Below are 22272 nucleotides of genomic sequence, written 5' to 3'. Positions count from 1 at the left end.
ATATGTATATTTATAAACAAGCAAGTTGATATTTATTCACTTGCGAAACTTCAGTAAAGAATATAATATAAAGTTTAAAATATACCCTTCACCCTTCACCTCACAAAAATCACATCAAAAACAGTTCTGTAAGCAACAGAAAATCATCTGCAGCAATCTCTGCCGGAATATATAATCGGGAGAAAATTCTCTTTCGGAGATATTTTCCTATTTATCGGAGATATTATTTTATCCTTCGGAGATAATTTTCTATTCTTCGGAAATATTTCTTCGAATTTCAAGATAAGGCATAAAAATATAAATTTCGCCAACTTTATTTCCCTAATCCACACAATTGTCACAAATCGCATAGCTATGAAACAGAAAAGAATGTATCTTTGCTGCATCAATCATAAAGGTTGATGTAGTTATGGTCTCGTCATGACTGCCAAATCGGGCTGACGCAAATGCATTACAACCAGTGACATTCATCAAAACTTGCAACCATCTACAATATTTTTCAGTTTCTCTCGTTAATAAAAGTATGAAAAATAGATTATTGATACTCACAATATGCCTCATCGCAACCATTAAGATGATGGCGCAGGAGTTTACCCTTCACGGCAAAGTGGTAGACGAGAACAACCAGCCACTGGAGTTTGCCATCGTTTCGGTGGCTAGCCAGGGAAAAACTGCCGTTACTTCGCTCAAGGGAGACTATAGCCTCAAACTACATTCTGCAGACAGCGTGGTTGTCAAATTCTCATATATAGGCTTCAAAACAAAAACAAAAGTGCTGAGAAGACCGCGAGGAAAACAAACCCTGCTGGTAGTACTTCGCGAAGCAACCACCACCCTCGATGAGGTAAATATCAAGGGAGAGAAAATACAGTCGGATCAGATACAGGAACTGAAGACTAAGGATATGAAGATGACGCCATCAGCCAACGGAAATGGGGTGGAAAGCCTGGTTCAGCAACAAGCTGGCGTGAGTACCCACAACGAACTCTCTTCGCAATATAATGTGCGTGGCGGTGCCTTCGATGAGAACTCCGTATACATCAACAATGTGGAAGTATTCCGCCCATTCCTGGTTCGCAGCGGACAGCAGGAAGGCCTCTCCGTCATCAACCCTTACATGGTAGATAAAATCGGTTTTTCTACCGGAGGATATGCTGCCAAATACGGAGACAAGATGAGTTCGGCTCTCGACATCACCTACAAAACCCTGAAAGCAAAAAGCAAGAAGCCGGTGGTTGAAGGCAGTCTGGCTGCCAGTCTGCTGGGCGCTGACACATACATCGGGCTGGGAACCCAGAAACTTTCATGGCTCAATAGTGTGCGCTATAAAACCACCTCTTACCTGCTCGGTTCGATGGAAACCAAAGGCGAATACAAGCCAAACTATCTGGACTATCAGACCTATCTGAGTTACCAGCCCAACAAACGATGGAAACTCGACTTCATAGGCTACATCTCTGATAATCACTACAACTTTGAACCGGAAGACCGAGAAACGAAGTTCGGAACAATGGAAAACGTAAAGAGCTTCAGAGTATATTTTGACGGTCAGGAGAAAGACCGCTTCCTCACCTACTTCGGTACACTCGGCATTACCCGCCAGTTTACCGCCAACACCAGTCTCTCGCTTCTGGGCAGCGCTTTCTACACCAAAGAACAGGAGAAATATGACATTCAGGGACAATATTGGCTCGATGAGACCGAAACCTCAGAAAACCTGGGTGTAGGAACTTATTTTGAACATGCCCGAAACTATCTTACGGCTCGCGTGATGAGTGCCAAACTGATGCTCAAACACAAGGTGAAGAAACATCAGATGGAGGCCGCAGTAAGTCTGAAGCGTGAACATATCGAGGAGAATTCAGTAGAATATGAGATGCGTGATTCCGCAGGATACAGTATTCCTCACAATGGCAAAGACCTCTATATGATTTATTCACTGAAGGCTCGCAACGAACTGAATGCCAACCGTATGGAAGCTTATATCCAGGACACCTACCGTTTCGCGGGAGGAACAGCCGACAGTACCGGGAACGGACAAACACATTACACCCTGAACTATGGTATCAGAATGAGTCATTGGAACTTCAACAGAGAAACCATCGTGAGTCCTCGTCTGTCGCTCGCCATTATACCAGCCAACCACGAGAATACAACACTCCGTTTTGCGGCAGGTCTGTATTATCAGGCTCCATTCTTCAAGGAATTGAGAGATACATCTACGGTGAATGGCATAACCATCGCATCGTTGAACGAGAAAATCAAGAGTCAGCGAAGCATCCACTTCATCGCCGGCTACGACTATAGGTTCAAGATAGGAGACCAACGCTATAAATTCTCTGCAGAAGCCTATTACAAGGCTTTGAGCAATCTGGTTCCTTATTCTGTAAGTAACGTGAAGGTAGTTTATTACGGACAGAACGAATGCAGCGGTCATGCTGCAGGACTCGACTTCAAACTTTACGGAGAATTTGTTCCGGGTACCGATTCCTGGCTCAGTCTTTCGCTCATGGATACCAAGATGAAACTGGGTGGCAAGAGCATCCCTTTGCCTACCGACCAGCGTTATGCGGTAAACCTCTTCTTCACCGATTATTTCCCGGGCAGCAAGAAGTGGCGCATGTCTTTGAAACTCGCCTTTGCCGATGGTCTTCCTTTCGCAGCACCCCACAGAGAGTTGGAGACCAACAGTTTCCGTGCCACCGCCTATCGCCGTGCAGATATCGGTATGAGCTATCAGTTGCTCGACAACAGCCGCCATGAGAAGAAGACCTTCCTGAAGAATGTGATGCTGGGGGTAGATTGTCTCAATCTCTTCGGCATAGACAACGTAAACAGCTATTACTGGGTGACAGATGTAACCAGCCAGCAATACGCCGTACCTAATTATCTTACCGGCAGACAGCTCAATGCCCGTATTCTTTTGGAATTTTAGAACCAAATAATAGTGATTTTTCACATTATTCTAAATATTTAACCGTAGATAGTTCGCTATCTGCGGTTTTTTTCGTATCTTTGCGCCCGAATTATGCGATGACGGTTCGTCCGCTCATCCCATGGATTCAGGAAAACATTCTATAAAGAATAAAGAAATAATACATAATAATCAATTATGAGCAAACAAGTAGAAAAGATTAAGGAGCTGATCGCTAAGCGCGAACAGGCTCGTCTTGGCGGTGGCGAGAAGGCCATCGAGAAGCAGCATGCACGTGGCAAATATACCGCTCGTGAGCGTATCGAAATGTTGGTAGATGCTGGCAGTTTCGAGGAGTATGATATGTTCAAGTTGCATCGTTGCACTAACTTTGGCATGGAGAAGAAGCAGTACCTCGGTGATGGTGTTGTAGCTGGTAGCGCTACTATAGCTGGCCGTCTGGTTTACGTATATGCTCAGGACTTCACCGTAAATGGTGGTTCACTCTCTGAGACTATGGCACAGAAGATCTGCAAGGTAATGGATATGGCTATGACTATGGGTGCACCTGTTATCTGCATGAACGACTCAGGTGGTGCCCGTATTCAGGAAGGTATCTGCGCCCTCGCTGGTTATGGTGAGATCTTCGAGCGCAACATCCTCGCTTCTGGTGTCATCCCACAGATTTCTGCTATCATGGGCCCTTGCGCCGGTGGTGCCGTTTACTCTCCAGGTTTGACCGACTTCATCATCATGAAGGAGCAGACTTCTTACATGTTCCTGACTGGTCCTAAGGTTGTCAAGACCGTAACTGGTGAGGACATCGATGCAGAGCACCTCGGTGGTGCATCTGTTCATGCAACCAAGAGTGGTGTTACCCACTTCGCTGCTAAGACTGAGGAAGAGGCTATCGAGATGATCAAGAGCCTGCTCTCGTACATCCCTAGCAACAATACAGAAGAGGCTCCACGCGTTGAGTGCACAGACCCAATCGACCGTATGGACGATACTCTGAACGAGATTATCCCAGACGATCCAAACCAGGCATACGATATGTATAAGGTGATTGGTGCTGTAACCGATAACGGAGAGTTCTTCGAGGTTCAGCCTAAGTTCGCCAAGAACATCATTACAGGTTTCGCCCGCTTCAATGGTCAGAGCGTTGGTATCGTAGCCAACCAGCCAGCAGCTTACGCAGGTGTACTCGATGTAAACGCTAGCCGCAAGGCAGCCCGCTTCGTTCGTTTCTGCGATGCCTTCAATATTCCTATCGTATCTCTCGTAGACGTACCAGGATTCTTGCCAGGTACAGGTCAGGAGTACAACGCTGTCATCCTCCACGGTGCACAGTTGCTCTACGCTTACGGCGAGGCTACCGTGCCAAAGATTACTATCACATTGCGTAAGAGCTATGGTGGTAGCCACATCGTGATGGGTTGCAAGCAGTTGCGTGCTGACTTGAACTTCGCTTGGCCATCTTCAGAGATTGCTGTAATGGGTGCCAGCGGTGCCGTTGCCGTTCTCTGTGGCAAGGAAGCTAAGGCTAAGAAGGAAGCTGGCGAGGATGTAAAGGCATTCCTGGCTGAGAAGGAGCAGGAGTATACTGACAAGTTTGCTAATCCATATCAGGCTGCTCAGTATGGCTACATCGATGATGTCATCGAGCCACGTAACACCCGTTTCCGCATCTGCCGTGGTTTGGCTCAGCTCGCTACCAAGCGTCAGAGCTTACCAGCTAAGAAGCATGGCTGTATGCCAATGTAATGATATAATTAAACATTAGAATAAATGGATAAGAATATTTATGCTGCGATTGCCATGGCACTCTATGAGTACCAGGGCAATAACGTACACGACAAGGAGCCTGGCATCATCACTATCAAGCCACGTCAGACGATGTGGAACGCCAAGTTCTTGAGTTTAACAGCTAAACCATAATGTAATAGAAATGAAAGAGTTTAAATATACAATTGACGGAAAAGAATACAAGGTTCAGATTGACGCTGTTGAGGGTAACATCGCAAGCGTGAACGTAAATGGCGAAGCTTACAAGGTTGAGATGGAACAGGAGGCTGAGCCAGAGAAGAAGAAGGTTGTGCTCGGTCAGCCAGCTGCTGCATCTGATGATGCTGAGGCTACTCCAGCAGCCAACGTAAATACAGCCAACGCTGTAAAGGCTCCTCTCCCTGGTACTATCACCAGCATCGAGGTGGCTGTTGGTCAGGAGGTAAAGGCAGGCGATACAGTTGTCGTTCTCGAGGCTATGAAGATGCAGAACAACATCGAGGCTGAGAAGGATGGTAAGGTAACCGCTATCTGCGTTAAGCCTGGTCAGGCTGTGCTCGAAGAGGATGCACTCGTGGTTATCGAGTAAATCAAGAATTTGAGAATGAGAGAATTATACTTCCAGATTCGGGATTATAATTCGGGTTCTTATAAAGAATATCAAAGGTCGCAAGCTGTTAATTGTTTGCGACCTTTTTCTATACTGCTGTATGAGCATAAACTGCTATACAAAGTAATTTTTTACTAAAGAAAAAAGACATAAAGTACAATAGAATGATAGATTTAACAGAAGAACAGATAGAAAGATACAGCCGCCACATCCTCCTTCAGGATGTAGGCCTCGAGGGGCAGGAAAAGCTCCTCAATGCCAAGGTGCTCATCATTGGTGCCGGAGGATTGGGTTCCCCAGTTGCCCTCTACCTCGCTGCGGCTGGCGTGGGACATATCGGTATCGTAGATGCCGATGTGGTTGACCTCAGCAACCTGCAACGACAGGTCATTCACCAGACCAAGGACTTGAACACCCCTAAGGTGGAAAGCGCCAAGGAGAAGATGATTGCCATCAATCCTGATGTGGAGGTAACAACCTACCATACCTTCCTCGCCTCAGACAATGCCGAGGAAATCATCAAGCCATGGGATTTCGTCATTGATTGCACCGACAACTTCCCGGTGAAGTTCCTCATCAATGATGCCTGTGTGCGACTGGGCAAGGCATTCTCGCATGGCGGCATCCTGAGATTCCAGGGGCAGACCTTCACCCATCTTCCAGGCACGGCTTGTTACCGTTGTTTCTTCAAGGAGCCACCTCCAGCAGGCACTGTTCCTACCAGTAGCCAGGCAGGAGTCCTTGGTGCCATCGCTGGTATGCTCGGAACCATCCAGGCTGCCGAGGCGTTGAAGTACTTCCTCGGTGTGGGCGAACTGCTCACCGACCGATTGCTCACCTTCGATGCCAAGACGATGAACTTCCGCACCATCAAGGTAAAGAAGCGTGCATCCTGCGAAATCTGCGGCGACCACCCTACCATCGATCATCTCATCGACTATGAGCAGGCTGCGTGTGATTTGAAACACCACTAAGATTTAGTGATTATTTTCGAATAAACACATATAACAAAAAGCAAAGTCACAATACTCAGCACCATCAGCTAGGTATTGTGATTTTTTTTCAGAACCGTCCCCAAGCCCAACAAAGAACAAAAACCTTGATTATAAGATACTTTATAAAACATTTCTCCCATTTTTCTTGCATGATTCAGATAATAATCGTAAATTTGCAGCAGATAAAATACGCAAGCTTATGAAGGAGAAAAGATATCCTATTGGCTGGCATCCGGCTAATGAAGAAGAAGCCGTGGCTAGGATTGAAGCCATTGAAGCGGAATACGAAAGGACAGGCAAGGCTACAGATTTTGAAGAATTTATAGAAGAATTAAAGGCAGAAGGATTATGGCTTATCCAATAAAAGCAATACCAGCACTCTATGGTGAGGAAGCTCGTCGTTTCCAAGAAATGGCAGACGAAACAGAGCGCAAATATGATATTAGTCCCAAGCGAGACATCAAAAAAGATCCTCACTATCGGGCTGTGCGCACAATACTCGAAAGATCTAACATAAAATAGGACATTGCAGGTGGTTCAAGAACGGGCTGAAAGCCCAAAAGCTCTTAGCCCAGGGCAGCGCCCTGGGTACACTCGCAGTCAGCAATGCGCCCTGCAAGGGCAAAAGCTTCGTATAACACTCTATATTAGAACACATAGGAATAGCGTTTAAGGTCACAATTTGTGATCTTAAACTATTGGTTTTCAACTGTTTTATTTATTTTCCTTTCCCCCTTATCACCTCCAACACCTTTCCGAGATGATAAGTTACCAAGCCATCCTCATAGGTGGTGTCCAATACCTGAACCACGGCACTATCCCTATCCGAATGATAACCCACATAAAACCTTATCGCATCGAAACGACGGAGATAACGCTTGCCATCAGCCTCATCAATATAAGTATATTTGTTAAGCGTGGTCTGCTTCAACGAACGGTACTCCTCGGTCTTCACACCAGATACTATCTCCTCGAAATATACCTTCTCGATAATCAGCGTCAAAACCTTCAAGCCCGACAGATTTAACTGCGATGGCTTTTTCTCTATCCGCTGCTCCAGACATTGCTGTTCTTTGTTGTAGGCAAAGTAGATGATAGTGCCATTCATGATTTTCTGAATGATACTGTCGATGATTTCCAGCGGAACCTGATACCATTCCGTAGCCTCATGCATCTTTCCCTTATCATCAGCCACCTTAAAACGGAAGTTTACCGTCTGCAACACCTGATGCACCAGGTCCTCAAACTTCTGGGAGTGCATGTTCACTATCTTGTAAGTGCTTACAATCTCTACAGGTGCCATCAGATAAGTAGGCTCGTGCTCAGCATTTGCCACACGTTCCTCTACCCGATTCGTAGAGAAACCTATTTTATAGAGATTCTTGATGTTACGAATTTCCGGATTCTCAGATTTCGAACGAAGCACGTAGATATACCCCGTCACCTGGTCTTCCTGCTTCACATCCTCAGGATTGAAGAAATGAGCATCCGTCTCCTCCAGAGTTTCGGTGATGGCATAGCCACTTGCCACCACACTCTTGCGAAGCGTCTGGAGATAGATATCCGACTCCGTACCATTTTCATAGATACAGCGGGTTCGCGCATCCAAAGCCCTACTTGTACCTATTGCCTTCTCGCCTACTTTCTGCAAATAAACCATCAGACCATCCACTATATAGAAATGTCCTTCCTGCATATTAGTCGTCTTCGAGATTCTCTGCAACTGTCGCTTCCCGGTCTTCAAATCCTGATGCACCTGTTCGAAGAGCGGCTTAAACTGCGCAAAATTCTCACACAGTTTTCTTTGCGCCACATGGTCGGGCGCATCCTTCTTCTGAGCCATCACGCCTTTCATGTCGGCAGGCACATCGAAGAGTTTTGCCTCCTGATAGGAAACATCCATCAAGGGATCGCTGAATATATCTTCTAATTCTTTATCTATATCCATATCACTATATATATAATAAGGTGAAAAACTATAGCCTATCCCAACAGTTGATACTCATCATACTGTCTGAGGCTATCTGTTGCCTTGGTTCGCAGAGCCTTGAGCGATGCAGCAAGCAACTTTTCTTTCAAGCCACCATCTGCTGTGGATTCGCTACCATGCTCTGCCACCCACTTGTTGACTTCGAGCAATTTCTGTGCCAGCCTGTCATCGGGCGTTGGCGCCTTCGGTTTCGGACGTACATCCACCAACAAGGGGTCATCAAATATCTCTAATAATTCTTCTGGCCAATCCATTTATGTTAATGTTAAATGTTGAATGTTACTTTTCCGGCTCATACTCCAATCCCATCATTTTTCGAATCTTCAGGTTCTTGAGTTTCTGGAATGCAGCAGCCAGTTCCCTTACCTTCGGGTCAGGGTCGTTGATGTCTGGACGCAGACCGTCATGCTCTGCCACCCATTGCTTATAGGGTCCCTTGAACAGCATCATCGCCTGTTCGATGGTCATATCGAATTTCTGTTCAGCCATCGTATCCTGGATAATCTTCAGGGTCAGCTTATCCACATTCTTCGACAGCACCTCGTAAGCACGCTGGAAAGGGTTGATGGAATCAATCAGATTGATGCTCAACTGGTCGATGTTAATCATTCGGTTTGCCAGTTTGATGAGGCGATTACCTTCCGACTCCTTCTCCTCATCGTTTGCCGAAGCATCAAAGTCGATAGGATTTCCCTTATCATCCACCACTTCACCACCCTTGACAAGGGTATCAAGCAGCAGGCGCTGACGAACTTCTTCCACTTCGTCCTCGCTCAAATCCGGATACTTTTCACGAATCACTTTCGGAATGAGCGTTTTGGTGATGGTTTCAGCCGTAGTACTTCCGCTGATGGCTTTCACCACCAGTTCGTCTTGCAAGATAGAAGCCTTCAAATCATCCAACTGCTCCTCTACAATCATCTTCGTCTTCTCGCTCGACAAAGGTTTCAAACCCTCTATCACCAGGGTACGGGCATCCAGCGGACTACCCTCATCACTATCCACATCCTTCACCGTCTTGAAATGCCAACTAGGCGCCATCACCTGCTCCATCAGAAGCGATGCGGTAATGGCTTTCAGAAAGTCGTTCACCGCCACCTTCACATCGGGCTGATTAGCATCAGGCATTCCTATCATGTTTACAAACTTGGCGGTTTCCTTGCCTTCGCAATCACGAGTGCATCTTCCGATAATCTGCACCACTTCGGTCAGCGAGCCACGCACACCGATGGTCAGACATTCCTCACACCATTGCCAGTCGAAACCTTCCTTGGCAGTACCCAAAGCGATGATCATATCTACATCATCACGCTTCTTTATTTTCTGCAAAAATCCCTGCACCAGGTTGCGGGTCTCAGCATGGTCTTCCACCAAATCAGCAACCTTCAGCAGTCTGCCGTCCTTTGTTCTGATGTGATAGATGCCGCCATTGTTGTAATCCCGTTCCTCTACCTTACCGATAATCTTGATGATTTCATCCACCTCCGTGTATTTACCCAAACCGCTGGATGCTCGGGAGTTGACACTCGGAATATGGATGATGGTCTTCTTGGTAGTATCCAGCACCTCGGCAATATGGTCGAGATAACTGCCGTGATAGAAGTGATAGCCCAGGACGAGGTTCTTGAGATAGCGATAACCGTTGAGTTGCTGATAATAGTTGTAGGTTACCGGGAAGAAACGGGCCTCATCCTCTGCCCTCAATACAGGAACACCATCGCCTCGGAAGTAACTGCCCGTCATGGCAACAATATGACCGGTGGAATTATTCATCACCCGGCGCACAATATCGCCCAGTCCGCTGTTCACATCAGCACTAGTATGATGGAACTCATCTATCGCCAAGAGGCAATCATTAAACTCCTCGTCACTTATTTCCTTCATACCGTTTCGGAGAGTGGCATGGGCACAAACCAGGATATTGTTTTTATCTTGATGGAAGAAATTTTTAAAGCGTACCGCCTTATCTTTCTCGTCGGTAGTATCGCAAAGATTATACTGTTGCGCCACCCTCCAATCGGCGAAGAAGCCATACTTCATCAGGTCGGTGTTTTGGAAAGAGCGGCCGATACTCTTTTCCGGTACAGCCACTACAACCTTCTTGATGCCCTGATTATTCAGTTTATCCAGGGCGATGAACATCAAGGCGCGACTCTTGCCAGATGCAGGTGGCGCCTTGATAAGCAGAAAGCGATGGTTGCGGGCTTCGTAAGCCTTGGCTTGCATCTCTCGCATACCGAGTTCATTGGTATTACTCGATTTACCCGTTTGCTGATACTTGATATCAACGATGTTATCATTTATCTTGTTCATAAGCATTTACATTTTTATTATTCCATAAATATTCTCCAGCTTCGAGTTGTTTTTCTATTGTTGTAAAATGTTGGTCTCCCACATCATAGGAAAAGTTATCAAACTCTTCTTTAGTCATCAACTCCCCCATTTCCAATGCATTTTGCATATACTCATTAGAAGCCCAATCTTTCTCCAAGACTTTCCCATCCCGATTGGTGACAAAAGCCTTTAATTTACCTTCTATATTTTGGAAACGAACTATGATGTCATCTTCCCAATAATAGACATAAACAGAATCGCCTCTTTTTAAAGTATGCGATATGTAACTATCTCGTTTTGACATAAGCGTATGATAAAATTATTTCTTAGGCCATAACCCTATTTCTTTTTCAAATTGTCTTCTTAGTCCAGGTCCTTCCGAAGACCAAAAGCCATCAAGCATAAAACCATCAGGATTTTCTAGACGATCTTTTATTTCATCTTTCAAATCCTTGAGTTCCTCGGCTGAGAAATCATCACGAGTGAAACCATTTTCTTTTAATTCTTCATCTACCTGCTTTTCTATTTCATCGAGTTCTATATTCACATGAGTTAGTTTCTTACCAAAGAAATAAACACATAGTAGTCGTTCTATTGGCTCATCTGTAAAGATAGAACCATAGAGCAAATGTTTCATATCTTCGTCTACATCATAATAAGAAGTAGATGACTTACCATCAACTTCGAATCTCAGGCTTTTACCCTCACATTCCAAACGAATAGATTGTACAGGGAGCAAGTCGTATACATCCGGCTTGCACAATACATCTGCTACGTTTGGAGCTATATCAAAAGTCAAATAAAGCTCATCGTTATTATCTTTTGTCTTTGCATATTCTTCCCAATTAACCTTTGACAAAGGTACAACCAACTCATCGCCTTCACGCTTAGGCATACGGATTTCAACCTTATGAGCAGCAGGAAGATTATTTTCATCAATAGGATAATCAAACAAATGCAGTTTCCCCTTAACACCTTCGATAGGTTTATCGAACATATAAGCATCTTTGAGTACCCACTTATATTGCGACTCATCAGGCGAAGCCCAAAGAGAATCAGACTCTGTTTCTATTCTGTCTAACGTCACATATCCAATGATAGCACCATAAGGAAACTCATTTGCTTGTGGTAAATTACCAAAGAGAATATCGTTGCTTATAGTTGACGCCCATTCCAAAGGCATTCCACCTAGCATATTCATACTAAACTTCTTGCTGGCATGTATGAGTATTCTACCAGGATTTTCTTTCGGTTTCCATGTTCTATTCTCTACATCCTTAATACCAGAGCAAATCATTGTTGCCCAAGGCTGTTGTACCGATAATACTTTCATAAGTTTAATATTTTAAAGGTTATTATTTCTTGTCAGCTGTCATTTTCTCATAGAGTTTGAAGAGGCATTCCAATCGAGCCTCATCATTTGGGAACGGAGCGCCAGGATAGCAGCTTTCTACGATGGCATCCAGTTTCTCATGTGCAGCACGCAAATCCTCCGGCATCTTTTCTGAGTCGTAAAGATCTGCAAGCGTCTTCTCGGGATAGTTTTCACGAGCCAGAAGCACATTCGTTGCCGCCTCTTCTATCTCAGACTTCTTGGTGTCGGAGATGGATGGGAAGGGGAAAGTGTTGTAGCAGAGATTTGTATATCGATAATCCATTTTCAACTTTCCACCTATCGTATTAACCCAAGTCATATTCATTATAGAAGTTATAACTCCAAAAACCCAAAGGGCAGCATTATTAACCATATACATTGCATTATTTACTATCATATGATTATTTGCATAGCCCATAGGAATGTATTTTCTATTTGAAGATGACGTAGAAGGAATTACCAATGTCGTATCTTCACAGTGATTAAATTCCCTAAACTGGTAAGGCTTTTCTGCAAGTTTCCTTGCACCTTCATCAGAACTATTTAAACGCATATCCCTTGTTTTATTAATTCGATTAGCTATAGGTGACAGATGCATTGCTTTAACATAATCTTCATCCGAAATCCACAAACAATATCTCTTAACTCCTTTTATAAAATCCGCTCCACTGTACAATTCTCTTATCCAACACTTTACTTGGGGATACTCGGAGAGCATCTGTTTCATTTCAACTTCATCCATAATCAAATTACCTCCATCATAAGGCATACATCCTCGAATAATATTCGGAAAATCAGAAATAGGAGAAGTCGCTTTGGAAATAATACCACAATTTCCATCAGTCAAATACGGCGTTATATTATCAACCTCCTTCTTTCCTCGCTCCGTAAAGAGTTGCTTTTTTATTTTAGATGCAGAATCTAAGCCTATTATGACACAATATACAGCCGCATTTTTCTTTGCATTATTATTCCATTTAAACGAAGTGTAAGCAAAAGAAATACACACTTCATTAGAAAGTATTATATCCCACAATGGTTCAACCATTTCACCTTGACAAATCGAATTAGTACTAACGAAAGCACTTCTAGATTTTGTATGCTTCACAAATAAAGCAGCCTTAACAAACCAAATACCTATATAATCAATCTTGCCAAAGTTTTTAAATTTTCCCAGTACAATTTTTCTATCTTCCTGCTGTCCAGAGTCGAATTTACTACTCCCCAAATACGGTGGATTTCCAAATACAAACACTTCTTCATCCTTGGTATGTGGGCATACTACCTCCCAATCCATTCTACAGGCATTACCACATTTTATCTGGTTGATATTATGCAAAGGCAAGGCAGCAACATTCACACCGAAATCGGCGTGAAACTTGTTGTTCATCTGATGCTCGGCAAGCCAAAGCGAAAGCATGGCTACCTCGTGAGGAAAATCGAGTAGCTCTATTCCATAGAACTGCTCCAAACGGATGCACGAACCATCGATAAAGTCGAGCATCTGCTCCTGCGTACACTTCTTGCGGAGATGCAGAATATCCATTTCGAGCAAGCGCAACTGCTTATAAGTGATAATCAGGAAATTACCACTACCACAAGCTGGGTCGAAGAACTTCATCTTGCTCATTCTTACCATCAACCTATTGCAACCATTAATGATTGGTTTGCACTCGTCAATAAACTGATTTTGAGACAAGGCACTCATATCAAGCAGGTTCTTCTTCTGCGCATAAAGTTCTTCCAGTTTTTTATATTCCCCTCTCAAATCATCCATAAAGAGCGGATTGATTACCTTCATGATATTAGGCACACTGGTGTAGTGCATACCTTCCTTGGCACGCACATCAGGATTCACCACCGCCTGAATCATACTACCGAAAATATCCGGATTGATGTCCTTCCAATCCAAGTCTCCGCATTCGATGATAATCTTTCTAGCCTTATAACCCATCTTTGGGATAGGAATGTCTGAGGCAAAAAGACCGCCATTCACGTAAGGAAACTGATTGATTTCCTTGGTAAGTTCTTCCGAACGCTCCTTGTTTGGTACATTCATCACCTGGAATGCCTGACCTAGCATCTCGCCGAGATCGGAACCATCTTCCTTGGTAAACTGCTTGATAAAGTTGGTAAAGAGATTTTCGGCAAAGATACCTGTGTCTTCGGCAAAGAAGCAGAAGAGCAGACGGGTTATGAAGATATTGAGGTCGTGCAAGTCGTCATCACTATTATATTCGTTATAAGCACGAATCTCATCATGCAGTTTGGCAAGTTTCTCAGCAGCCTTCACATCGGCAGGGTTTTCTGACGTAGTGTGTACTCGCTCTACGTTCATCAAAGGATAGAAGAAGCCAAAGTCGCTGTGCATCTTGACAAGTTTCTGCTCGTAAGTATCATTCTCACGAGTATCATAAGCAAGGAGGGTTTCACCATCGCTCACCGCAATAATCTTTGGCGCAGCCTTCTTAACCTGAGCATCAGTCTTCAATGCCTCCAACCTGGTGGTAAGATGCAAAGTATCTACAGCCAGATAGCAGAACAAGCCTTTGATAAGCAAGCCGTCGAATGTTTTCAAGATACCCTTTCCTTCCTTGTATCTCGATACATCCTTTTCGCTTTTACCAAAAGCCTTCAGTATCTCGTAGCCAACCTCAGAGGCTGGCACCACTTTAGTTTTAAACGATTCTAATCGGGATTCGATTTCCTTATAGCTGAGTTGCAGTTTCTTTGCCATAACTTCCGTTGCCGATGGGAGCATAGCAAAGCCTTGCCATCCTATTACTCCACCGATTCCCGAAAGCAGAAACCATCTGATTTTAAAAGATTATTTTGATTCTAGTCCAGCCTCATCGCAAGATAAGGAATAGGATAACTGATTTACTATCAACAGAAATGGCGTAGGGAATCTATCACTCGCATTACCCTTGCCTATTGAGGTTCTGGTAAAACCCTGGTGTCAAGGATAAGAAGCAATAGAGCCTACGCCAAGCGGGTATATATATGATAGCACAGAGCGTACCCCTCCAGACGAAGGGGCACACCTATGCCATGTGTATATACACAGTGGGTAGACGCCCACTGCTGTCTCCCTCTGAACACCTTTTGTAATTTACCAGATTTCAATAGGTCAGAAGAAAACGTAGAGAACGTCTTTCTTAATTATGATAGGCCAAGCCATGGATTTTTACCTAGCCAGCGACTCATCGCCAGCCATCCACAGCAAGACAACTGCAAAAGTACGAAAAAGAATTGGCTTCACAAAATTTTGGGTCTTTTTTCTTGCATATCTCATTTACTTTTCTTATCTTTGCCACCAAATTAATAACAATAACATTAAAAAGGAGGTTATTATGCAAGCAACAAAGAACAATACAAAGGAGGAAACCATCAGAAAGTTTAAACAACTCCTAAAACATAAAGAGGAGATGCTCGAAAGAGCAAAACAATATGATGGCATTGACATTTATGCTAAAACAGAAATCCACTATTAGATGATATCAAAGCTGATTTCGAAAAGTCGGCAAATGACTTAAAAGAGAAATAGTTTCTTGCAAATCACAATAAAATAGTTGATGATTTACTTCTTAAACAAATCAGAATGGGTTCCTGTATCAAGTAAACATAGGATTAACTCATCATTATCATACTTCCATACCAAAACCCAATCAGGAAGAATATGACAATCATTCCATCCTTCATAATTTCCATGCAAAGGATGATTCTTATACTTTGCTGGCAATGGTTCTCCTCTCAACAAAATAGACACAACTTCCTCGAACAAGGACTTGTCGTATCCTCGTTTGATACATTTCCTGTACGATTTTTTAAACCTCCCAGAAAGCTGTAACTTATACATAACTAAGCCTCCAGATAGTTCATCATATCCTCCAAAGTATCGAAGTTTTTGACATTTCCCTCCTTTACATCGAGAATTGCCTTATCTAACTCTGACATTTTAGAGTTAGACTTCACTTTGCTAGCAACCCATCCCATTCTTTTAGCCAATTCTTTCAAAAATTGCATATCGGAACTAGGAAGTTGCAAATTTATTGTTTGTAATGTTGCATCCATAACACTATCATTTTAATAACACCGCAAAAGTAATAAAAAGAATTGGGATTTGCAAGAAAATCGGAAAGTTTCTTGCAAATCCCAATAAAATAGTATAAAAACTCATTTGCATTTATTCTTTCCTCTTCACCCAAACCTTATGGCTGCCGCGGCCTAGTGAATCTATCAGCGAAGTCTTGTCATTTGTCAGCTCCTTCAGTTCCATAGAGGCGGCAGTACGGCTCAGGTTGTTGATGGAGGCATAATCGCCTAGGGTGAGGACTCCGTTCTTCTCTATCACCTCCAGGGCTCTGGCAATGCGCTCTTCCTTGGAATAGAGATGCTTACGGATAACCTTTACACCACCCATATCACGCTCCAGGTCACGGTCGGTTTCACGCTTCACATCCTTGACAAACTCTGGAGACGCCTTGAAGTTGATGTCCTTCACGCCCACCTTGCGGTACGTCATCTTATCATCTGGATTCAGAATTTCCCTAGGCTTCTCATCCTCGAAAGCGAGGGAGAGGGAGAAGGTGCCGAAACCTTCCAGATTCACGTTGTACCCCATGGAGAGCATGTCTGCCAGCATATCAACCACATCGGTCAATACAGCCTCCGTGGTACTTTCCGAAATACCGCGATGGTAATGCTGCATCATCTTGACGAACTCTTTTCGGGATAGTGTACGGTTGGTCACCATCTTGGGATAAACTCTGCGCTTGCCTTCATCACGCAAATCATTCAACTCTTGCAACTTGTACTTAGCCATATCAGTTTCCTTTCTTATTAAGATTGTTATCACTCCTTATTGCAGCAGCCTTTGCATCCTACAGTATTTATGATCATACCTAAGAAGAAAAGACCACAAACCTAGGAAGAAAAGTATTTTATCCTAGGAGAAATCTCCGTTCACCGACGCTGAATGTCCGTTCAACGTCGATGAACGGCGGTTCAACGTCGGTGAATGTCGGTTCAACGTCGATGAACGAAGATTTCTACCTTGCAAAGATACAACTTTATCAGATATAAAACAAGACTTTTCCTGAATATCTTCACTTTTCCGGCCATAATTCTTCGTTTTTTGAGCTTATTTCTTTGCGTATCCCAAATAATTGTGTTAACTTTGTAGTCAGATTGCAAACCAAAGGTCAAAGGATTGCAAGACAAAGAAAAAGAAAAAGACTAAGATTAGACATTCTTATGAGTATGAAGATATTAGCAACCAGCGACTGGCACCTGGGCAACCTGTTTCACGGCAACGACCGTCTGCCGGAACACAAGCATTTCCTGAAATGGCTCCTGGAACAAATCGCTGAACAAAAGCCCGATGCTCTCCTCATAGCAGGAGACATCTTTGATAACGGAAATCCATCGGCAGCGGCACAGACCGTTTATTACGAGTTTCTTGCCGATGCTACCCAACTGTGCCCGAACATGCAGGTCATCATTACCGCCGGCAACCACGATTCCGCCAGCCGACTGGAGGCTCCCCGTCCGCTGCTCACCCGATACCACGTGGAAATAAGAGGAAACGTAAGGAAAATCTGGAAGCAGGGAGAAAGCGAGGACGATGATAAGACCGGCGGACATTGGATCTATTCCTTCGATGACCTCATCATCCCCGTAACCAACGAGGAAGGAGAAGAAGTCATCATCCTCGCCGTACCTTTCCTAAGAAGCGATGTGGTGCAGAACGCCAGCTACTCGCAGGGAGTCAACGACTTTCTGAGAGAACTGACGGCTGAGGCTCGAAAGAAATACCCGGGCAGGAAGTGCATCATGATGGCACACATGTACGCCAAGGGTTCGGATATCGCCAAAAAGGATGCGAGCGAGAAAATCATCATCGGCGGACAGGAGGAAGTGGACCTGGAAGGATGGAACGACCATCCTGACTATATGACTTGCGGACACATCCACAAACGGCAACATATCTGGAACACCGACTGGGCAAGATACACGGGAAGTATCCTCCCGATGTCGTTTGCCGAGAAAGACTACACCCACGGCATCGACCTCATCACCATAGAACACGGAGAAGAGGAGGAAGGAAAGGAAACCGGCAAGAGCAAGGAATGGAAAGTAGATTTCCTGGAATACAAGCCTCAGAACGCCCTCCGCATCCTGCCCGAAGATGAGGAAGAGCTGACCTTCAAGAAATGGCAGAAGCTCATCAATTCAGAACTTTCAGAGAGAACAGACGGCAAACTGAGCGACCACTTCGACTACGTGATGCTGAAGGTGAAACAGGAGAAACTGACCAGCGATGACATCAAGGAACTGGAGAAACTCGTCAACGAAAAGGATGCCGTGCTCTGCAAAATCCAACGCATCATCCCGCAGCTGGACCTCTCCACCATCCAGGGTTCCCAGCACATCACCAGCATAGAAGACATCATCAACCGTCCTCCGCTCGATACGCTGAAGGAAGCCTTCGCCATCAGACACAACGCTCCGATGAACGAAAGACAGGAGAAAATGTTATCCGATTTATTAACGACATCATCATTATGAAATTCCTACAACTCGAAATACTCAACCTCGCTTCGCTAGACAAACAGGGTGGCGAGGTCATCAACTTTGAAGAAGGTGCCTTAGGCGAGAGTACCATCTTCAGCATCGTAGGTCCGACGGGAAGTGGCAAGTCTACCCTACTCGATGCTATCTGTCTGGCTCTCTACAACCGCGCCCCTCGCTACCCTAGGAAGAAAGGAGACAAGAACCAGAACATCGAGATTTTCGGAGCTGCCGATGCCAGCGAAAGTAACCGACTGGCTCCTACCGACAGCCGAAACATCCTTACACGTGGCAAGAAGGAAGGCTACAGCAAACTCACCTTCCTTGCCAACAACGGCAGCATCTACCGCGCAGAATGGCACGTCAGATTCCAGAGAGTGCGCTACGAGAACGCCAAGACTGCGCTTTATAAAATCACGAGAAACGGAGAAGAGATAACAGAGGAAGCTGCCGACTGGAACGAGCTGCCGGACATCATCGGACTCGACTACGACCAGTTTCTCCGCACCGTACTCATCGCCCAAGGCTCGTTTGCCAACTTCCTGACGGCGAAGGAAAACGAGCGGTACGAACTCCTGGAAAAACTCATCGGATGCGAGGAAACTTATACGAACATCGCTACTGAAATCAAGAAAGCGAAAGACCAGGCGACGGATGCCTACAACCAGATGGCAGCATCGGTGGAAGCCGTAAAACAGAACCTGCTGAACGATGAAGAACTTGCCCATCTGAAGGAGGAAATCGCCCGGTTGGAAAAAGCTGAGAAGGAACTCGACAGCCAGTTGCAAGCCATTTCGAAAGACCTGCAATGGTTTGAGGAAAACGATAAGCAAATCAAACAAATCGCTATCTACCAAACAGATATGAAGCAAGTAGCAGATGCCATTAAAGAGATGCAAGCCCAGATTCTCCGTCTGCAGTTGCACGATGAAGTACAGCCTGCCGTCAACCAGCTGCAGGAAGTAGAGCGACAGACGCAAAGCATCCACGAACAGGAAGAAAACATCCTGAAAGCGGAAGGAAACATCAAAAGTCAAGAGTCTGCCATCAGCGAAAGCGAGAAAACTCTCGCCAGTCTGAAGGAAGCAGTCGGCAAGGCACAGGAGCAGCTGGAAAAGGCGCTGCCGGTCATCGCTGAAGCAAGAGCGCTGAAAACCAAAATGGAAGCGGCTATGCCGAATCTGAAAGAAAAGAAAGAGGCATTGGAGTTGGCTCAGAAAGAGAATCAATCTGCCCAGAAAGACGTGGAGGAAAACGCCCGAAACATCCAAAAATGGGAAGCAGAAACGGAGAAAGCGAACCTTGCCCTCAAAACGACAAAGGAAGAGATTGCCAAGCAGAAACAGGTTCTGCACGAAGCGACGCAAACCGCTGAACAGGCTTGGGAGACGGAAAGAAATAAGACTGCCGGACAGAACATAGAGGAACTGCAGAACAGCAAGACAATAGCCGACAGGAAACTGCAGGATGTCCAGCAAGCCATCAAGGTTGTGGCTCATCTCGATGCTGCCACAGCAGAAAAGCAGAAGAATGAGGAGCGCATTCTGGTCTTGGGCAAGAGAAACGCGGAGATAGATGAGACGCTGGGCAAGTTGACCATCGAGGCTCTAACCCAAGAGACCCTGACGCTGAGAAATGCCTATACCCTCATGGTGAGCGAGAAATGGGAGATTCATCGTGCCAACCTGACCGAAGGCAAACCTTGTCCGCTTTGCGGCAGCACGACCCATCCTTATCATACCGACAACAGACAGTTTGAGGAAGCCACCACAGAACTCTCGCAACTTCTGAAAGCCAAGGAGGATTTGCTGAAACAGCAGCAGAAAGAGGAGAAGAACCTTTCCGGCGAAAGAAAACAGAACGACGGCGAAGTACAGACGCTCCAGAAACAACAGGAAAAGCTCTCGGGAGAAATCGCAACTTACGAAGAGGAATGGAAGGCGCTCATCGCCCAGTATCCAAAGATTCCGAAGGCAGAGACAGAACTGAAATCGCTCTTGCCTATCTATGAAAACAAGGCGAAAGATGCGAGCAGCAAACTGAGTCTCTTTAACAAGATTCAGAAAGAGATAGAACGGCTGACCCAACTCAAGGATAAGGCTGTAAAGGATGAAGCTGCGTATGAAAGCAAGGCTTCTACTATACAGAACAAAGCCCAGGAAAATACTTCAACCTGCACCACAAAACTAGCTGAGCAGAAAGCACTTACCATCAACCTCATCTCACAGCAGAAGAGTAAGGAGGAGGCTTACGGGAAAGCCCTTCAGACATGGAATAGCGCCAAGAAGGAAATGGAGGAATGGCAGGAGAAATATAAGCAGATTCTGAATGGCGAAGAGCCTGATGCGGCAGAACAAAGACTGACAGCAGCAAAGGATGAGGCAACGAAAGCAGCTGATACTCAGAACGAGAATATCAACAAACTGAAGGCGGAACTCGCCAACAGTAAAGGTTCGCATCAAACCATGCTATCTCAGAACAAGACGATGAAAGAGAATCTGCAAGAGAAGGAAAAGGAACTCGACCTTTGGATTGAGGAATATAACAAGCAGCTTGAAGAAAAGAGCATTGAAGGAAAAGACTCCGAAGAGGAAGGCATCGAGGAAAGAAGTATCGAACCAAGCCTTATCGACCGAAATACCATCCGGGAGATGCTTCACTCTGCCGAAGACTGGAATGCCATCCGACGGGAAAAGGACGAAAAGGAGAAAGCCATGGCTTCAACTACCGCCCTTTACCAGAGTGCAGAAAAGGCGCATCAGCAGCACTTGGAACATCAGCCTGCCCAAACCCGTGATGCTCTCTTAGCCATTCAGCAGGAGTATCAGGAGAGAAGCCAGCGCAACGAACTGATTGCTGCCAAAGCCAGGATGCAGAACCATCAGGAAGCCGTGAAGCAGTTGGGTGACAAGGCTGAGGCTCTGAATTTCGTAACACAGGAAAAGGACGACTGGACAGCCATCACGGATGCCATCGGAGCAGACGGCAAGACGCTGCGCAAGATAGCCCAATGCTATACGCTCAGTTTCCTGATAGCGCACGCCAACCAGGAAATCAGAAAGTTCAACAGCCGTTACGAACTGCAACAGGTAAAGCATTCGCTGGGCATCCGAGTCATCGACCACGACCGTGCCGACGATATCCGAGACACCACCTCCCTATCAGGTGGCGAAACCTTCATCGTGAGTCTCGGTCTCGCCTTGGGCTTATCGGCGTTGTCCTCCCGCAACATCTCCTTCGAGAACCTGTTCATCGATGAAGGCTTCGGAACCCTCGACCCCGATACCCTAGCCACCGTCATCGACTCCCTCGCCATGCTGCAAAGTTCGCAAGGCAAGAAGGTGGGCGTCATCAGTCATACCGACACGATGAGCGAGCGCATCACCACCCAGATAAGGATTATCAAGAATGGCAACTCCGGCAGCAGCCATATCGAGATCTATCCTTAACCCATCGCAATTATACCTTCATAAAATTGTAATTACACCATTATATATAGGGTACACATACATTATCCATCCGTGAACAGGGCATCACCATCGATGTGGCTTACCGCTATTTCCCCACACCGAAACGCAAGTTTATCGTCACAAAACAAATATGCGTTCCTACGGATTCATCTATCCACAGGAACGCATATTCTTTATGATTATCATACTAGATTATCATTCTTTATACAATTCTATATCATCATAC

The 22272-nt window shown here is 45.2% G+C and carries 19 protein-coding genes; 10 read left to right on the top strand and 9 right to left on the bottom strand.

The features are described from left to right. Window positions 1–523 precede the first annotated feature (523 nt). From KSW37_RS08515 to KSW37_RS08485, 7 genes are all read left to right on the top strand, one after another. Window positions 524–2935, top strand: coding sequence for a TonB-dependent receptor (locus KSW37_RS08515; protein WP_217314068.1), 2412 nt, complete (start codon window positions 524–526; stop codon window positions 2933–2935). Between the two features lie 177 nt (window positions 2936–3112). After that, window positions 3113–4678, top strand: coding sequence for an acyl-CoA carboxylase subunit beta (locus tag KSW37_RS08510; RefSeq protein ID WP_117726979.1), 1566 nt, complete (start codon window positions 3113–3115; stop codon window positions 4676–4678). Between the two features lie 24 nt (window positions 4679–4702). Further along, entirely contained in the window at window positions 4703–4852 is a 150-nt protein-coding gene (locus KSW37_RS08505; RefSeq protein WP_176425588.1) for a hypothetical protein, read from the top strand. A 10-nt stretch (window positions 4853–4862) separates the two neighbouring features. Further along, window positions 4863–5288, top strand: a complete 426-nt coding sequence (locus KSW37_RS08500) for a biotin/lipoyl-containing protein (RefSeq protein ID WP_022120280.1) — start codon at window positions 4863–4865, stop codon at window positions 5286–5288. A gap of 185 nt (window positions 5289–5473) precedes the next feature. After that, on the top strand, window positions 5474–6283 hold the full coding sequence (locus KSW37_RS08495) for a HesA/MoeB/ThiF family protein (protein ID WP_006846891.1): 810 nt from the start codon (window positions 5474–5476) through the stop codon (window positions 6281–6283). A gap of 220 nt (window positions 6284–6503) precedes the next feature. Continuing rightward, window positions 6504–6668 (top strand): hypothetical protein, encoded by a 165-nt coding sequence (locus KSW37_RS08490; protein ID WP_182429538.1) that lies wholly within the window; start codon window positions 6504–6506, stop codon window positions 6666–6668. Beyond that, the gene (locus tag KSW37_RS08485; RefSeq protein WP_217314067.1) at window positions 6653–6826 is read left to right on the top strand and encodes a hypothetical protein; all 174 of its coding nucleotides are present in this window, start codon (window positions 6653–6655) and stop codon (window positions 6824–6826) included. Before KSW37_RS08490 ends, KSW37_RS08485 begins: the two co-directional genes overlap by 16 nt. Before the next feature lie 196 nt (window positions 6827–7022). Here the strand turns inward: KSW37_RS08485 and KSW37_RS08480 are convergent, their stop codons facing one another. Genes KSW37_RS08480 through KSW37_RS08455 form a run of 6 tightly spaced genes read right to left on the bottom strand, consistent with a single transcriptional unit; the run spans window position 7023 to window position 14740 of the window. Then, a complete protein-coding gene (locus KSW37_RS08480; protein WP_217314066.1) occupies window positions 7023–8252 on the bottom strand; it encodes a GIY-YIG nuclease family protein in 1230 nt (409 codons plus the stop codon). 35 nt (window positions 8253–8287) lie between these two features. Next, entirely contained in the window at window positions 8288–8548 is a 261-nt protein-coding gene (locus KSW37_RS08475; RefSeq protein ID WP_217314065.1) for a hypothetical protein, read from the bottom strand. A 25-nt stretch (window positions 8549–8573) separates the two neighbouring features. Beyond that, on the bottom strand, window positions 8574–10607 hold the full coding sequence (locus tag KSW37_RS08470; RefSeq protein ID WP_217314064.1) for a DEAD/DEAH box helicase: 2034 nt from the start codon (window positions 10605–10607) through the stop codon (window positions 8574–8576). Next, entirely contained in the window at window positions 10591–10932 is a 342-nt protein-coding gene (locus KSW37_RS08465; protein WP_217314063.1) for a hypothetical protein, read from the bottom strand. The genes KSW37_RS08470 and KSW37_RS08465 overlap by 17 nt, the downstream gene beginning before the upstream one ends. 15 nt (window positions 10933–10947) lie before the next feature. Further along, window positions 10948–11961, bottom strand: coding sequence for an ASCH domain-containing protein (locus KSW37_RS08460; protein WP_217314062.1), 1014 nt, complete (start codon window positions 11959–11961; stop codon window positions 10948–10950). A gap of 22 nt (window positions 11962–11983) precedes the next feature. Further along, entirely contained in the window at window positions 11984–14740 is a 2757-nt protein-coding gene (locus KSW37_RS08455) for a class I SAM-dependent DNA methyltransferase (RefSeq protein WP_217314061.1), read from the bottom strand. A 427-nt stretch (window positions 14741–15167) separates the two neighbouring features. Between KSW37_RS08455 and KSW37_RS08450 the strand changes: the two genes are divergently transcribed. Then, window positions 15168–15497, top strand: a complete 330-nt coding sequence (locus tag KSW37_RS08450) for a hypothetical protein (protein ID WP_217314060.1) — start codon at window positions 15168–15170, stop codon at window positions 15495–15497. A gap of 86 nt (window positions 15498–15583) precedes the next feature. Here KSW37_RS08450 and KSW37_RS08445 read toward each other — a convergent pair whose 3' ends face one another. From KSW37_RS08445 to KSW37_RS08435, 3 genes are all read right to left on the bottom strand, one after another. Next, entirely contained in the window at window positions 15584–15862 is a 279-nt protein-coding gene (locus KSW37_RS08445; RefSeq protein WP_217314059.1) for a type II toxin-antitoxin system YafQ family toxin, read from the bottom strand. A gap of 2 nt (window positions 15863–15864) precedes the next feature. After that, window positions 15865–16077 (bottom strand): hypothetical protein, encoded by a 213-nt coding sequence (locus tag KSW37_RS08440; RefSeq protein ID WP_217314058.1) that lies wholly within the window; start codon window positions 16075–16077, stop codon window positions 15865–15867. Window positions 16078–16189: 112 nt separating this feature from the next. Beyond that, window positions 16190–16828, bottom strand: coding sequence for an HU family DNA-binding protein (locus KSW37_RS08435; protein WP_217314057.1), 639 nt, complete (start codon window positions 16826–16828; stop codon window positions 16190–16192). 437 nt (window positions 16829–17265) lie between these two features. On the opposite strand from KSW37_RS08435, the gene KSW37_RS08430 reads away from it, so the two are divergent. Together KSW37_RS08430 and KSW37_RS08425 are read left to right on the top strand one after the other, a co-directional pair. Beyond that, entirely contained in the window at window positions 17266–18573 is a 1308-nt protein-coding gene (locus tag KSW37_RS08430; RefSeq protein WP_217314056.1) for an exonuclease SbcCD subunit D, read from the top strand. Continuing rightward, entirely contained in the window at window positions 18570–22025 is a 3456-nt protein-coding gene (locus tag KSW37_RS08425) for an AAA family ATPase (RefSeq protein WP_217314055.1), read from the top strand. Before KSW37_RS08430 ends, KSW37_RS08425 begins: the two co-directional genes overlap by 4 nt. The last annotated feature ends 247 nt before the right edge of the window (window positions 22026–22272 follow it).

It is taken from the genome of Segatella copri (assembly GCF_019127135.1).
GTDB lineage: Bacteria > Bacteroidota > Bacteroidia > Bacteroidales > Bacteroidaceae > Prevotella.
The sequence above is the reverse complement of the archived record's forward strand: the minus strand, read 5'-3'. Positions and strand labels throughout refer to the sequence as shown.